The following is a 13,502-nucleotide window of genomic DNA, read 5'->3' as shown; positions in this document are numbered from 1 at the left end:
TTGCTTGCGGTTTGGCCCGTGGCATAAGGGCGCCCATGACACAGCCAAAGACCCTGCCTGCCGCCGCCGATTTCGCCACCATCCGCGACTGGGTGTTCGATCTCGACAACACCCTCTATCCGCACGCCGTCGACCTGTTTTCGCAGGTCGACGTCAACATGACCAGTTACGTCGCGGCGCTGCTGCAGACGGACAGGGATTCGGCCCGCAAGCTGCAGAAGCAGTACTATCTCGAGCACGGCACGACGCTGCAGGGGCTGATGATCCATCACGGCGTCGATCCGGACGACTTCCTCGAGAAGGCGCACGCCATCGACTATACCGGACTTCAGCCGCAGCCGGCGCTTGCCGCCGCCATCAAGGCGTTGCCGGGCCGGAAATTCATCTTCACCAACGGCAGCGTCAAGCATGCCCAGGATACGGCCGGCGCGCTCGGCATCCTCGACAATTTCGACGACATCTTCGACATCGTCGCGGCCGACTACCTGCCGAAGCCGGCTGTCGGCACCTATGACAAGTTCGCCGGGCTGCACAAGATCGACACTGAGAACGCCGTGATGTTCGAAGACCTGCCGCGCAACCTCGTCGTTCCGAAAGCGCTCGGCATGAAGACGGTGCTGCTGGTGCCCGAAAACGAGGAAGGCACCTTCACCGAATGGTGGGAGCGCAAGGGCGAGGAAGACCACCACATCGACTACGTGACCGACGATCTGACGGCGTTCCTCACCGCGCTGATCTAGCGTAAATCGCTTTAATTACAAAAGTTTCATGCATCTTACCGATGTTTAACTGGGTGTTTGGAACAGGCAGCCCTACCTTTGAGTTGTCACCACGGCAACCAAAAGGAAACACCACAATGATCGGGAAGAAAATTCTCATTACGGCAATGTCCGCAACTCTCCTCCTTGGCAGCGCCGCGGCCAGTTTCGCAGCCAACGGCCATCATATGGGCGGGCGTCACGGCCCCCGTATCCCGCCTGAAGTGCTCTTCGTGCGCATGCTGCAGCAGTTCGACACCAACGGCGACATGAAGATCTCCAAGGACGAAGCCAAGGCTGGCGTCGACAAGATCTTCGATGCGATCGACACCAACAAGGATGGCTCCATCACGCCCGGTGAATTCCGCGAATACCGCAAGGCCCAGATGACGGCGATGCGGGAAGAGCGCAAGAAGATGATGGAAGAGAACAAGGACAAGGCAAAGCCTGACGACCAGGCGATGAACGACGACGAAGGCGGCAAGCCACCGCGTGACGGCAAGCACGGCCCGCGCGGCGAAGGTCGCCACGGCAAGGGCATGCGCGGCGGCATGATGTCCGAGATGCTTTTCCACCGCGTCGACACCGACCAAAACGGCCAGATCAGCAAGGCGGAAGCCGAAGCCGCCATGGACAAGCTGTTCGACCGCATGGACCGCAACCACGACGGCTTCATCGCCCTCGACGACATGCCGAAGCGGCCGCTCCTGTAAGGAACGATTGGTTCCTCTCGGGGACTGACGGAAGCCCGCCTCGCTTTGCGATGGCGGGCTTTTTTGTGTGCAGTCGTGCAGCCGATCAAACCTGCGTTCAGACCGGCCCGTCTGCGGCTGACGAGTCGCATGCACTCATATGAGCCGATCGGCCAGTTGGTCCGTTTCCCACATCGTCAGAAAATTCGTCTCGCGCGCAATCCAGCCGACGCTGTTGCTGCCCCACTCGGACGCACGGCTTGCGTATTCGCCCATCAGCCAGATGTGGCGGACGATCACGAACCGTATGGCTGCCTCATAGTCTTCCGGCGTTATCGGCCGGATCGTCCGATAACCGTCCACGAAGGCATCCCACATTGCGGTCAACTGCCGGCCGAAGGAGACTTTCGCCCACAGAAAAACCGAGAGGTCATAGGCGAGATAGCCCGGTCCGCCGTCATCAAAGTCGAAAAATACAGCTTCACCCGCCTTGTTTATGCGCGCGTTAAAGCCGTGGCAGTCTCCATGACAATGGGTCCAGGTCAGGTTGCCAAACGCTTCGATGGCCGTCGCCGTCCGACAGGCGATCTTTTCGAGATCGTGGTGAACCTCTCTCTCCTCGACGATCCCACTATCGCGTATTCGCGCGAGCGGCCGGTGCAGCAGGTGTTCGAGATCGAGCCGATATTGCGCATCGTCGCTCGGAAAGGTTTCGGCCGCATTGTGAAGCAGCGCGAGTGTCCTGCCGTTCGCCCGCGCATCGCCAGCATCGCTCGGGCTCGGATCGCGGCCATCCACTTCCCTGAAGAGCACACCGTGGCGCCGACCTTCCGGCGCGGCGCCTTGCGTGAAGAAAACCCCGTCGCGGTTTGCCACGGGCGTTGCAACCGGCACATCTGCTTCAGCGAGATGCCTGATGAAGGCCGTCTCGCTTCTGACGTCTGCCGGCCCACGGGCGCGGTTGTGGGAGAGACGAAACACATAGCGTTCGACGCCACCCACTTCGACGAGGTAGACATCATTCATGCCTCGTTGCAGCAATCGGCAGACGACGGGTGCCCCCAAGGCGTAATGGCGGTCGATGAAATTCTCGACCGCCTTGATCTGTGGCGTCGAATAGAGCGGATCGAAGTCGAGCATGACCGGTGTTCTCCGCAGAATCAGAACATTTGCGCTATTGCAGTCAAACTACCCCTCATGCTCATAGAAATCGCTGACAATCTTCCACGCAGCTTCCGCCGTATCGACGAAGCTGATCAGCTTGATGTCGTCCGGGGCGATGGTGCCGAATTCGGCCAGGGCATCGAAATTGACGATCTTGCGCCAGAAGGCCTCGCCGAACAGGATCAGCGGCAGACGAGCCATGCGGCCGGTCTGGATCAGCGTCAGGCACTCGAAGAACTCGTCGAGCGTGCCGAAGCCGCCGGGGAAGACGGCGATGGCCTTGGCGCGCAGCATGAAATGCATCTTGCGGATGGCGAAGTAGTGGAAGTTGAAGCTGAGTTCCGGCGTGACATAGACATTCGGCGCCTGCTCGTGCGGAAGCACGATGTTGAGGCCGATCGACGGCGCGCCCTCCTCGGAAGCCCCGCGGTTTCCCGCTTCCATGACACCCGGCCCACCGCCCGTAACAACCACATACTCGTGAAAACTCGAGCTGGCGGAGTGGCGGGAGCAGAGGCGCGCAAATTTACGGGCCTCTTCATAGTAGATCGAAGCGGCCTCCAGATTGGCCCGCTGGACGTCGTTGCGCGCTGCCCAGGCGCTCTGGCCGGGCGCCGGTATCCGGGCGCCACCGAACATCACGACCGTCGACTTGATGCCGCGTTCGGTCAGCTCCATCTCCGTCTTCAGCAGTTCCAGCTGCAGCCGGATCGGCCGCAGTTCCTCGCGGCAGAGAAACTCCTCGTCGGCATAGGCCAGACGATAGGAGGGCGAGAGGGTTTGCGGCGTCTTCGGAATGGCTTCCGCGCGGGTCTTGTCGGCGGAGCTGGTTTTCAAGGGATCCCAGACGCCGTCCTTGCGCCGCAGCTTGCCGTTCCTGCCCTTAGCCATCGCTTCGCCTTCCAAATCTTGAACCCGACGCGCCCGAATCGGCGTGACCGTCGCCTGCCAAATATGCCGCGATCGGACATCCGATCCAGATGCAACGCGATAGTAAATGTCATTCCATTTCGAGGAAGGCTGTTGTAGAGCAGTTCACCGGCCAGGCGATCACATCTGCGAATGATCCACCGGCCGCGACGAAAACCATCGAAGTTCAAGGAAGTCACATGAGCGCCACCGACCTTGCCTCGCTTGAAAAGACCATCGAAGCGGCGTTCGACGCGCGCGACAGCGTCAACCTTCAGACCACGGGCGACATCCGCGGTGCGGTCGACGCGGCCCTGACGCTGCTCGATGGCGGCAAGGTGCGCGTCGCTGAACGGGGCGCCGACGGCGTGTGGACCGTCAACCAATGGCTGAAAAAGGCGGTGCTGCTGTCCTTCCGCCTCAATGACATGGCGATCATCGAGGGTGGTGCAGGCGGCTCGACCTGGTGGGACAAGGTGCCATCTAAGTTCGAAGGCTGGGGCGAAAACCGTTTTCGCGCTGCCGGCATTCGCGCTGTACCGAATTGCGTCGTGCGCCGCTCGGCCTATATCGCCCCCAGCGCCATCCTGATGCCGTCCTTCGTCAACCTCGGCGCCTATGTCGGCGAAGGCACGATGGTCGATGCCTGGGCCACGGTCGGCTCCTGCGCCCAGATCGGCAAGCATGTGCATCTTTCCGGCGGCGTCGGCATCGGCGGCGTGCTGGAGCCGATGCAGGCCGGCCCGACGATCATCGAGGACAATTGCTTCATCGGCGCCCGCTCCGAAGTGGTCGAGGGCTGCATCGTGCGTGAAGGCTCCGTGCTCGGCATGGGCGTGTTCATCGGCAAGTCGACCAAGATCGTCGACCGCGCCACCGGCGAGATCACCTATGGCGAAGTGCCGCCCTATTCGGTCGTCGTCGCCGGCTCGCTGCCGGCAGCCAAGCCGATGGCCAACGGCCAGCCCGGCCCCGGCCTCTATTGCGCCGTCATCGTCAAGCGAGTCGATGCCCAGACACGCTCGAAGACCGGCATCAACGAACTATTGCGCGACTGATCCCCCGATAAACGGGCGCTTTCGGCAACGGAAGCGTCCGCAGCGGCGAATGCTCCATATTTGAGCTCGATACTTTACCGCCGTTTCGCCATTTGCCATCGCTTTGCCATTTCCCGCCGGATACATCGTTGTCATGTACACCACCGATCCCGTCGCCAATCTTCAAACGCTGATTCGTTGCCCTTCGGTTACGCCCGCCGACGCCGGAGCCTTGGCGGCGCTGACCGACATGCTGCTGCCGCTCGGCTTTGCCGTCGACCGGATGACCGCGCGCGAAGCCGGGATGCCTGATATCGATAATCTCTACGCCCGGCTCGGGCACGACGGCCCACATCTCATGTTTGCCGGCCATACCGATGTCGTACCGGTCGGCAACGAAGCGAGCTGGAGCCATCCCCCCTTTGCAGCCGAGATCGCCGACGGCGAGCTGTTCGGCCGCGGCGCCGTCGACATGAAGGGCGGCATCGCCTGCTTTGCCGCCGCCGTCGCCCGCTACATCGACAAGCACGGTGTGCCCAACGGCTCGATCTCGTTCCTGATCACCGGCGATGAAGAAGGTCCTGCCATCAACGGCACGACCAAGCTTTTGCAATGGGCGGCGGAGCGGGGCGAGCGCTGGGACGCCTGCCTCGTCGGCGAACCGACCAATCCCGACAGGCTCGGCGACATGATCAAGATCGGCCGTCGCGGCTCGCTGTCGGGAAAGATCACCGTCCATGGCGTGCAGGGCCATGCGGCCTACCCGCATCTCGCCGACAATCCGGTTCGTGGCATTCTGGCTCTGACCCAGGCGCTGATGCATCCACCCTTCGACAACGGCACGGAAAACTTCCAGTCATCGAACCTTGAGGTGACGACCGTCGATGTCGGCAACAGCGCTACCAACGTCATACCGGCCATGGCGACGGCCAGCTTCAACATCCGCTTCAACGATACCTGGACAGCCGACACGCTGAAGGCGGAGATCATCGCGCGGCTGGATCAGGCCGCCGCCGACCCGACGCTGAGACCGGACCGTGTGCCGGCGCGTTACGAGATCGTCTGGGCCGAGCGCCCGAGCCATGTGTTCCTCACGCGCAACAATGCGCTGATCGCCTCGCTCTCCTCGGCGATCGAAGCTGTCACCGGGAAGGCACCGAAGCTCTCGACGACAGGCGGCACATCGGACGCGCGCTTTATCAAGGACTATTGCCCCGTCGTCGAGTTCGGTCTGGTCGGGCAGACGATGCATATGGTCGACGAGCGCGTTGCGGTCGCCGATCTCGAAACGCTGACGTCAATCTACGAAACCTTCCTCGAACGCTGGTTCCTGAATGCCGACGTTTAAGGAGGTCAAATACTATCTGGCCGGCCTGTGGTTGCTGGTCAGCAACGATCCGCGCGGCTTCCACTATCTCGACATCTCGGATCGAGGCATGGCGCGGTCGTTCTGGGCCATCCTCTGGTGCGTACCGTCAATTGGCATTTCATGGCTCTGGTGGCAGGACGCCTACCTCTCGGCCATGCCGCCCGGCAGCGCCGTGGGGCCGGCCTTCTTCTTTCGACTTGGCCTGGTGGAGGCCGCAAACTGGCTGGTGCCGCCTGTTCTCGCCGGGCTGCTGCTGCTGATCTTCAAGGCGGACGACAAATTCCAGCCTGTTGTCGTCACCATGAACTGGCTTGGCCTGCCGCTTGCCTATCTCAATGCGCTGCTGATCGCGCTCGTCGCCTTTGTGCCGGGCTCGGCCGGCCTGACTGCCATCCTGTGGCTTGTGCTGATGATGGCGCTGATCTTCGCGCTCACCCGCATCCTACGAATGATCTGCGGGCCAAACCCGCTGTTCGTCGCGGCGCTGACTCTGATGATGATGGTGCCACCGATGCTGCTGACCGACTTCCTCCAGCATTTTCTCGGGGTTTATCCGCCAGGTTCCTGAGGCTCGCCATCGCGGTGGCACCCTTATGCCGGCCGTGGCTGCTCACTCTGGCGGATGCGTCGCGCATCCGGATCGGCGGGATAATCGACCTGCAGGAAATAGAGCCCCTCGGGCGGCGCCACCGGGCCGCAAGCCCGGCGGTCGCGGGCCTCGAGTGCTGCCCGCACGTCTTCCACCGACCATTTCCCCTCGCCCACCATCTTCAGCGTACCGGCAAAGGAGCGGATCTGGTTGTGCAGGAAGCTCTGCGCCGTGGCGCGGATCTCGATCAGTTCGCCGTTGCGGGTGACATCCAGCCGGTCGAGCGTGCGAAGCGGGCTGTTGGCCTGGCAGTGGACCGAGCGGAAGGTGGTGAAGTCGTGGTAGCCGATCAGCGTCTGGGCGGCCGCATGCATGGCCGCGTGGTCGAGATCTTTCGACACCCACCAGGCGCGCTTCGCCTCCAGCGACAACGGCGCCTTGCGGCTGATGATGCGGTAGAGATAGTGGCGGCGGTGGGCCGAGAAGCGCGCGTCGAAACGCTCGTCGACCTCGGCGGCATCGATGATCGAGACGCGCTCGCCGGCCTTGCCGAGATAGGCGTTGAGCGCATTGCGGAGCGTATGGGGCGGCCAGCTCTTCGACAGGTCGGTATGGACCACCTGGCCCATCGCGTGCACGCCGGAATCGGTCCGCCCGGCGCCGCGCACCAGCACGGTCTCGCCGGTCAGCGAAAGGATGGCGTTCTCGATGGCCGCCTGCACGGAGTGGCCGTTTTCCTGCTTCTGCCAGCCGACATAGGGCGTGCCGTCATATTCGACGGTCATGCGGAAACGCGGCATCAGGCGAGCCTCGTGCCATCGGGGATCGGCGTGCCGCGTAGGAAGTCGACAGCGGACAGCGGTTTTCCGCCGGCCTTCTGCAGCTTCGTCAAGCGGATGGCGCCAGTCCGGCACGCAATGGTCAGGTCATCGGAAATGACCGTGCCGGCGACGCCCTCGCCCTCGGCCAGTTCGGACATCAGCACCTTGATGCGCTCCGGCTTGCCCGAGATCTCGGCCTCAAACCAGGCGCCCGGCGCCGGCGACAGGCCGCGAATATGGTTGTGGACGTCGGCGGCCGGCTTGTCGAAATCGATGCGGGTCTCGGCCTTGTCGATCTTGGCGGCATAGACGGCGCCGTCTGCCGGCTGCGGCGTCAGCGGCAGGTCGTCCATCTCCAGCCGGACCATGGCCTCGCCGATCGCCCTGGCGCCGACCTCGCTCAACCGGTCGTGCAGCTCGCCCGCCGTCATGGTCTTAGAAATCTCGACTTCGCGGGTGAGCGCGACCGGGCCGGTGTCGAGGCCCTTGTCCATCTTCATCACTATCATGCCGCTCCTGGTATCGCCGGCCATGATCGCCCGCTGGATCGGTGCCGCCCCGCGCCAGCGCGGCAGCAGCGAGGCGTGGCCGTTGTAGCAGCCGAGCGCCGTACCATCGAGGATGGCCTGGGGCAGCAGCAGCCCATAGGCAACCACGACAGCGACATCGGCCTTCAGATCGATGAAGCGCTGGCGTTCCTCGGGGTCCTTGAAATTGACGGGCGTATAAACGGGCAAGCCGAGCAGCTCGGCCGCCTGATGCACCGGCGACTTCTGCAGCTCCAGCCCGCGACGGCCACCGGCGCGCGGCGGCTGGGTGTAGACCGCGACGATGCGATGGCCGGCCTCGACCAGGGTGCGGAGCGTCGGCACCGAGAAGGCCGGTGTTCCCATGAATATGATGCTGAGCGACATGCAATCGTCCGTTGGTTCGGTTCAGCCGCCTTCAAACGGGTTTATCAGCAGGAGATCAAGCCCCTCGAAGTCTTTTGTATTGCGCGTCGCCAATGTAGCGCCGTTTGAGAGGCAGATGGCGGCGATCATGGCGTCCTTGGTTTCGAGTGTGAAACCTGCCTTTTGTCTTTCCGTCTTTAGTCGACCATAGAAGTGGGCGGCATCCAGCGCGAAGGGCAGAATTCGGCCTGCAAAGCCGCTTTCCATGCGATCGTACGTCTGTGTCATGGCTTCGCGTCGTCTTCCCTGCGGCAGCAGCGACAGGCCGTAACGGATTTCCGCAATCGCCACGGTTGTCAGGAAAAGCTCGTCCTTCCGGAATCCATTCAGCCAGCCGAGGAGATGGTCGCTGTATTTCCGCCCGTCCAGTTCCGATATGACGTTCGTGTCGAGGACGATGGTCATTCGTCGAACCTGGGCGGCTCACGATCCTTTTCACGTCTCGACGCTGCAATTGCGGCGAGCTCTTCATCCGTCCAGCGCTCCTCCCCGAGAAGGCCACGCAACCATTCGCCCGCCGGCTGATTTGGCTCGCTTGCGCTGCTCAGCGAGCGGCGCAGATGGATCAAGGCCTCTTCCGAGAGACTGCGGCCGTTTTGTTTCGCACGCTCCTGAAGCTCGGTTTTCAGCGCGCTGTCCAGGTTCCGGATAAGCAGATCACCCACGACCACCTCTTATGATATCAATGATATCATAAGAGCTTTGGGGAGCTTTTCAATGGGCGTTCAGTCCGCCCTGCTATAAGCTGCCTCGGTCAACCTCATCATGACCATTTCGCGCTTCAGCCGCGAGACACAGTCGATGAACGGCACGCCATTATTCGCGTTCCTCAGGCAGCCAGATCCTCAGTTCACCGACAGACCGAAAGCCGAGCTTCGTCATTTCTTCCAGTGCATCGCCACTGTCATATCCGACCAGCGGCAGACCTGTTGCGAAGGCGGTCGCCGCCAGGGAAACGGCGTCCTGGAACGCCGGCAGCGTGCCCATCTGGCTGAAGACGTTGGAAATCCCGACAACGTCCGGCGACCGGTTGACGATGCAGCCGCCATCGAAACCGTCGCCCGCCACCCGGCCATAGACATGGAGGTCGGGATCGGACAGCAGCGCTGGCGGAAAGACGGTGGCGTCGGTCGGGCTGCCTGATTCCTTCCACGATTGCTCCCAGCGATGAAGAGCCGCCGCATCGGATATGCGTATCCAGGCTGCGGATGCAGGCGTCGGCCGTGAGGGAGGCTCGGCCCAGATCCAGGACGCGGAAAACAGCAGCTGGAAACCCTTGTCAGTGAGATCGAGCCGGGAGAATCCGTCCTTCAGGCCGGGTCGTCGTCCGAGGCTTTCCGTCAGCCGGTCGATTTCTGCAAGCTGCTCTTCCGTTGCATCCGGGTCGAGGGTCGTCATACTGGAGTAATACGGGGGCGCGATCCCATCGCTCGACCAGAAAGCGCCGGTTCGTCGATCCGGCAGGGCATGGGCCCGGAACACGGCCTGGTAAAGATCCGCATTGTTGGCCGCGCAGATGCGCGCCCGTTCCGCGTCGGAGCGCGGCGTATCGTGTGGGGAGTTGCTCGGAAAAGACTGGTGCATCGTGACGACCCTGCTGCTCGAACGGGTCCGGAACCGGACCTGTTCCTGTCGCGGCAAATCGTCCAACGGCCCGACCGACGTCAGCCCACCTTGGTCTTGGCCGCCTTGGTGAACTTCTTGATGACCATTTCGCGCTTCAGCCGCGAGATATAGTCGATGAACAGCACGCCGTTCAGATGGTCGATCTCGTGCTGCAGGCAGGTGGCGAGGAGGCCGTCGGCCTTGACCGTCTGCTTGACGCCGTCGACATCGAAATACTCGACGGTAACCTCTGCCGGGCGCTCGACCTCGGCATAGTAGTCGGGGATCGACAGGCAACCCTCTTCGTAGACCGAGCGCTCGTCCGACGAGGCGACGACTTCCGGGTTGATGAACACCAGGGGCGTCTTTTCCTCGCCCTCGCGCGAAACATCGATGACCAGCATGCGCCGGTCGACGCCGACCTGCACGGCGGCGAGGCCGATGCCGGGCGCGTCATACATCGTGTCGAGCATATCCGATGCCAGCCGCTTGGTTTCGGCATCGAAGCGCTCGAAGGGCTTCGAAACTACGCGCAGCAGCGGATCGGGGAGAATGATGAGAGGCTTGATCGTCATAAAGTCTCCCATAACCCATCTTTGTTTGGTAGGGAATTATGAAGATGGCCGCAAAACGGGTTTTTTGCGGCCATTTTTCACGACATCGGTGAAGGCTGATCAGGCAGCGCGGCGTTTCGTGGCCTGAACGTGCCCGCTGCGGATATCCGCCTGCGTCCGGAAGCCACTGAGCAACGCCACAAGGGTATCCGCCTCGTTGCGCAGGTGCCGGGTCTCGGCCGAGGTGCGCTCCACCATCGCCGAATTCTGCTGGGTGATGGTGTCCATGTTGCGCACGGCAGCGCTGACCTCGGCCACCCCGATCGCCTGGTCCTTGGCCGCCGCGGCGATGTCGCCGACGAACTTGTTGACGCCGTCGATCCGGCTGATCATGTCCGCAAGGGCGACACCGGTGCTGGAGACGATGCTGACGCCGGCATTGACCTGGGTCGAGCTCTGCGAGATCAGGTCCTTGATCTCCTTGGCGGCGCTGGCCGAGCGCTGCGCCAGTTGCCGCACTTCCTGCGCCACCACTGCAAAGCCCTTTCCGGCATCGCCGGCACGAGCTGCCTCGACGCCTGCGTTGAGGGCCAGAAGATTCGTCTGGAAGGCGATTTCATCGATGACGCCGATGATCTTGGAGATTTCCGTCGAGGATTTCTCGATCTCGGCCATGGCGGCAACTGCGCTGTCGACCAGATCGCCGGAGCTCTTGGCCTGCTGCTGGGTTTCGCCGACCGCAACCGAAGCCCGGGCCGCGTTGGATGCCGTCTGGCCGACGCTGACTGCCAGCTGTTGCAGAGCCGCCGAACTTTCCTCGACACCGGCCGCCTGCTGGGCGGTGCGCATGGAGAGATCATCGGTCGCCTTCGACATCATGTCGGTGCCACTCAGGATGCCTTCAGAGGTGGTGCGGACAGAGCTGATCGAATGGCGCAGGGCGGAAACCGCATTGTTGTAGTCGCTTCCCATCTGCTGGAAAGCGCCCGGGAGATTTTCCGGCAGCGCCGACTCCAAGTCGCCTTTCGACAATGCCTCAAGGGCACGACGCAGATGCTCGATGGCAACCTTCTGGTCGGCTTCGGTGCGGACGCGATCCTGCTCCATCGCCTGGCGCCTTTCCTCCAGCTCGGCGAGGTAGACCGAAATCGAGTAGTCCATGTCGAGGAAGGTCGCCTTGACGACGGCCGACAGCTTGTTGGACAAGGTCCGTGAATGGCGTCGGCCGAAGCGCGAGGGCCAGTGCTTCTCGAGAATGCCATGCGTCAATTCGGTCAGCACCAGCGCGTAGCCGCCGATATACCAGCTCGGCTCGAGGCCAATCCGGGCATGGGTCTTGCCGACGGCGGTGACACCGGCCACGTAGCTGGCATCGAATTCGCCGTTCGAGAGGTGGCCCCAATGGCTCTCCTGTCGCGCCTTGGCACTGTCCATGTGTGATTTGTCGCGGAAGAAGTGGGCGATGGCCGGTGTCTTGCCCATCTTGGAATAGAGCTTGTCGAGCGCGCCGCCCAGAAGCTCAGACAGGGTCGGGCGCAGCTCGCGGAGCGTTGCGCGCGTCGCCTGGTCGATCTCGATGAAGTCCAGGCGTTGTTCGAGGGTGGAGGCGGCGGGCGCAGATGTCATCGTCGATCTCGATTTAACAGAGGTCACCGCACTTTAGACGCGCGGCATCGGAAGGCTGGCAACTAGACTTCTCCTATTTGCATTGACCTTCCGTTAACGCTGCCGCCCAGTTTTCGTCCAATTCGATCGCGTTATCTCGTTCACGTTTTGATCTAGCTTTTGGCCGCGCCGACGGTATAGTCCTGCGATCGCTTCACAAAACCAGGATGCCATGTCGATTTCCCTTTTCGGTTACGCCTTCGAAGCCGTGCATCTGCTGTCAGCGGCCGTTGGGCTGCTGTTGCTGCTTGTCGTGTTGCTGTTGATCCGCAATGCGTCTGGCCGCCGCAATGACGAGGAGGCGGATGACCGGGCCACGGAAGCAGAACGGCGGATGGCGGAGATGCTGCGGCTGCAGGCCGAAATGCAGGGCCGGCTGGCGACCATGACCGAGGTGTTCGGCAGCCGCCAGGCGGAATTCAACCAGGCGGTCAACCAGCGGCTGGACGGCATGTCCCACCGGGTGACCAGCACCCTCAACGAGCAGACCAAATCGACGCACGAGAACCTGCAGAAGCTGCAGGAAAGGCTCGGCGTGATCGATGCGGCGCAGACCAACATCCAGTCGCTGGCAAAGGACGTCGTCGGGCTGCAGGCGATCCTCTCCAACAAGCAGACGCGCGGCGCATTCGGCCAGGCGCGCATGGAGACGATCGTGGCGGATGGCCTCCCCTTCGGCGCCTATGCCTTCCAGCACACCCTGTCCAACGGTTCGCGACCGGACTGCATCATCCACATGCCGAACGGGCTGCCGCCGCTGGTCGTCGATGCCAAGTTTCCGCTGGAGGCCTGGAACGCCATACGTGCTGCCGCGAGCCCCGAGATGGTGCGCATCGCCGGCCAGCAGTTTCGCCGCGACATGGAGGTTCATATCCGCGATATCGCCGACAAATACCTGATCCAGGGAGAGACGCAGGACACCGCCTTCCTGTTCGTGCCCTCGGAATCAATCTTTGCCGAGATCCATGAAAAGTTCGAGGGCATCGTCCAGAAGGCGCACCGGTCGCAGATCGTCATCGTCTCGCCGTCGCTGCTGATGCTGTCGATCCAGGTGATCCAGTCGGTGCTGAAGGACCAGCGTATGCGCGAGCAGGCGCATCTCATCCAGGGTGAAGTGTCGCTATTGACGGGCGATCTTGCCCGGCTCGACGAGCGCGTGGGAAAGCTGCAGGGGCATTTCGCCGCCGCCCAGAAGGATGTCGAGATGATCGCCACCTCGTCCGACAAGCTGTCGCGGCGCGGCCAGAAGATCGAGGCGCTGGATCTGGCCGAACCGGCGGAACCGGCCCGGCCGGCGGTTGAGCCGGCGCGCAGCGTCGAAAGCCGCACCGGACTTCTCAAGCTCAGGGTGGTTGACGAGGAGTGACCGCTTCGGCAGTGTCGCGC

The 13,502-nt window shown here is 62.5% G+C and carries 15 protein-coding genes; 6 read left to right on the top strand and 9 right to left on the bottom strand.

Translation table 11 applies throughout. The features are described from left to right. Nucleotides 1-35 precede the first annotated feature (35 nt). Nucleotides 36-740: a pyrimidine 5'-nucleotidase gene (locus VH564_RS14060; protein ID WP_423340455.1), complete on the top strand. Its 705-nt coding sequence runs from the start codon at nt 36-38 to the stop codon at nt 738-740. A 116-nt stretch (nt 741-856) separates the two neighbouring features. Beyond that, entirely contained in the window at nt 857-1,471 is a 615-nt protein-coding gene (locus VH564_RS14055) for an EF-hand domain-containing protein (RefSeq protein WP_423340454.1), read from the top strand. A gap of 135 nt (nt 1,472-1,606) precedes the next feature. Here the strand turns inward: VH564_RS14055 and VH564_RS14050 are convergent, their stop codons facing one another. Both VH564_RS14050 and VH564_RS14045 read right to left on the bottom strand, forming a co-directional pair. Further along, nucleotides 1,607-2,590 (bottom strand): phosphotransferase enzyme family protein, encoded by a 984-nt coding sequence (locus tag VH564_RS14050; protein WP_423340453.1) that lies wholly within the window; start codon nt 2,588-2,590, stop codon nt 1,607-1,609. 48 nt (nt 2,591-2,638) lie between these two features. After that, the gene (locus tag VH564_RS14045) at nt 2,639-3,505 is read right to left on the bottom strand and encodes an LOG family protein (protein WP_423340452.1); all 867 of its coding nucleotides are present in this window, start codon (nt 3,503-3,505) and stop codon (nt 2,639-2,641) included. A 218-nt stretch (nt 3,506-3,723) separates the two neighbouring features. Between VH564_RS14045 and dapD the strand changes: the two genes are divergently transcribed. From dapD to VH564_RS14030, 3 genes are all read left to right on the top strand, one after another. Continuing rightward, nucleotides 3,724-4,581 carry a 2,3,4,5-tetrahydropyridine-2,6-dicarboxylate N-succinyltransferase gene (gene dapD / locus VH564_RS14040; protein WP_423340451.1) on the top strand — a complete coding sequence of 286 codons (858 nt, stop codon included), beginning with the start codon at nt 3,724-3,726 and terminating at the stop codon, nt 4,579-4,581. A gap of 133 nt (nt 4,582-4,714) precedes the next feature. Continuing rightward, on the top strand, nt 4,715-5,908 hold the full coding sequence (gene dapE / locus VH564_RS14035) for a succinyl-diaminopimelate desuccinylase (RefSeq protein ID WP_423340450.1): 1,194 nt from the start codon (nt 4,715-4,717) through the stop codon (nt 5,906-5,908). Continuing rightward, entirely contained in the window at nt 5,895-6,497 is a 603-nt protein-coding gene (locus VH564_RS14030; protein WP_423340449.1) for a hypothetical protein, read from the top strand. Before dapE ends, VH564_RS14030 begins: the two co-directional genes overlap by 14 nt. 23 nt (nt 6,498-6,520) lie before the next feature. On the opposite strand, the gene truA is transcribed toward VH564_RS14030, so the two are convergent. The 7 genes from truA to VH564_RS13995 all read right to left on the bottom strand — a co-directional run bounded on the left by truA (nt 6,521) and on the right by VH564_RS13995 (nt 12,077). Next, on the bottom strand, nt 6,521-7,318 hold the full coding sequence (gene truA, locus VH564_RS14025) for a tRNA pseudouridine(38-40) synthase TruA (protein WP_423340448.1): 798 nt from the start codon (nt 7,316-7,318) through the stop codon (nt 6,521-6,523). Continuing rightward, the gene (gene fmt, locus VH564_RS14020; protein WP_423340447.1) at nt 7,318-8,253 is read right to left on the bottom strand and encodes a methionyl-tRNA formyltransferase; all 936 of its coding nucleotides are present in this window, start codon (nt 8,251-8,253) and stop codon (nt 7,318-7,320) included. The genes truA and fmt overlap by 1 nt, the downstream gene beginning before the upstream one ends. A 21-nt stretch (nt 8,254-8,274) precedes the next feature. Beyond that, on the bottom strand, nt 8,275-8,697 hold the full coding sequence (locus VH564_RS14015; protein WP_423340446.1) for a type II toxin-antitoxin system VapC family toxin: 423 nt from the start codon (nt 8,695-8,697) through the stop codon (nt 8,275-8,277). Beyond that, nucleotides 8,694-8,957: a FitA-like ribbon-helix-helix domain-containing protein gene (locus tag VH564_RS14010; protein ID WP_423340445.1), complete on the bottom strand. Its 264-nt coding sequence runs from the start codon at nt 8,955-8,957 to the stop codon at nt 8,694-8,696. The genes VH564_RS14015 and VH564_RS14010 overlap by 4 nt, the downstream gene beginning before the upstream one ends. Nucleotides 8,958-9,108: 151 nt before the next feature. Then, nucleotides 9,109-9,876 carry a hypothetical protein gene (locus VH564_RS14005; RefSeq protein ID WP_423340444.1) on the bottom strand — a complete coding sequence of 256 codons (768 nt, stop codon included), beginning with the start codon at nt 9,874-9,876 and terminating at the stop codon, nt 9,109-9,111. Nucleotides 9,877-9,956: 80 nt separating this feature from the next. Further along, a complete protein-coding gene (def, locus tag VH564_RS14000; RefSeq protein WP_423340443.1) occupies nt 9,957-10,472 on the bottom strand; it encodes a peptide deformylase in 516 nt (171 codons plus the stop codon). Nucleotides 10,473-10,571: 99 nt separating this feature from the next. Then, nucleotides 10,572-12,077: a methyl-accepting chemotaxis protein gene (locus VH564_RS13995; RefSeq protein WP_423340442.1), complete on the bottom strand. Its 1,506-nt coding sequence runs from the start codon at nt 12,075-12,077 to the stop codon at nt 10,572-10,574. 211 nt (nt 12,078-12,288) lie between these two features. Here VH564_RS13995 and VH564_RS13990 point away from each other — a divergent pair, with 211 nt between their 5' ends. After that, nucleotides 12,289-13,482: a DNA recombination protein RmuC gene (locus VH564_RS13990; RefSeq protein ID WP_423340441.1), complete on the top strand. Its 1,194-nt coding sequence runs from the start codon at nt 12,289-12,291 to the stop codon at nt 13,480-13,482. The last annotated feature ends 20 nt before the right edge of the window (nt 13,483-13,502 follow it).

It is taken from the genome of Rhizobium sp. HT1-10, from assembly GCF_049472505.1.
Lineage (GTDB): Bacteria > Pseudomonadota > Alphaproteobacteria > Rhizobiales > Rhizobiaceae > Rhizobium.
This window is presented reverse-complemented; position numbering and strand designations above follow the sequence as displayed.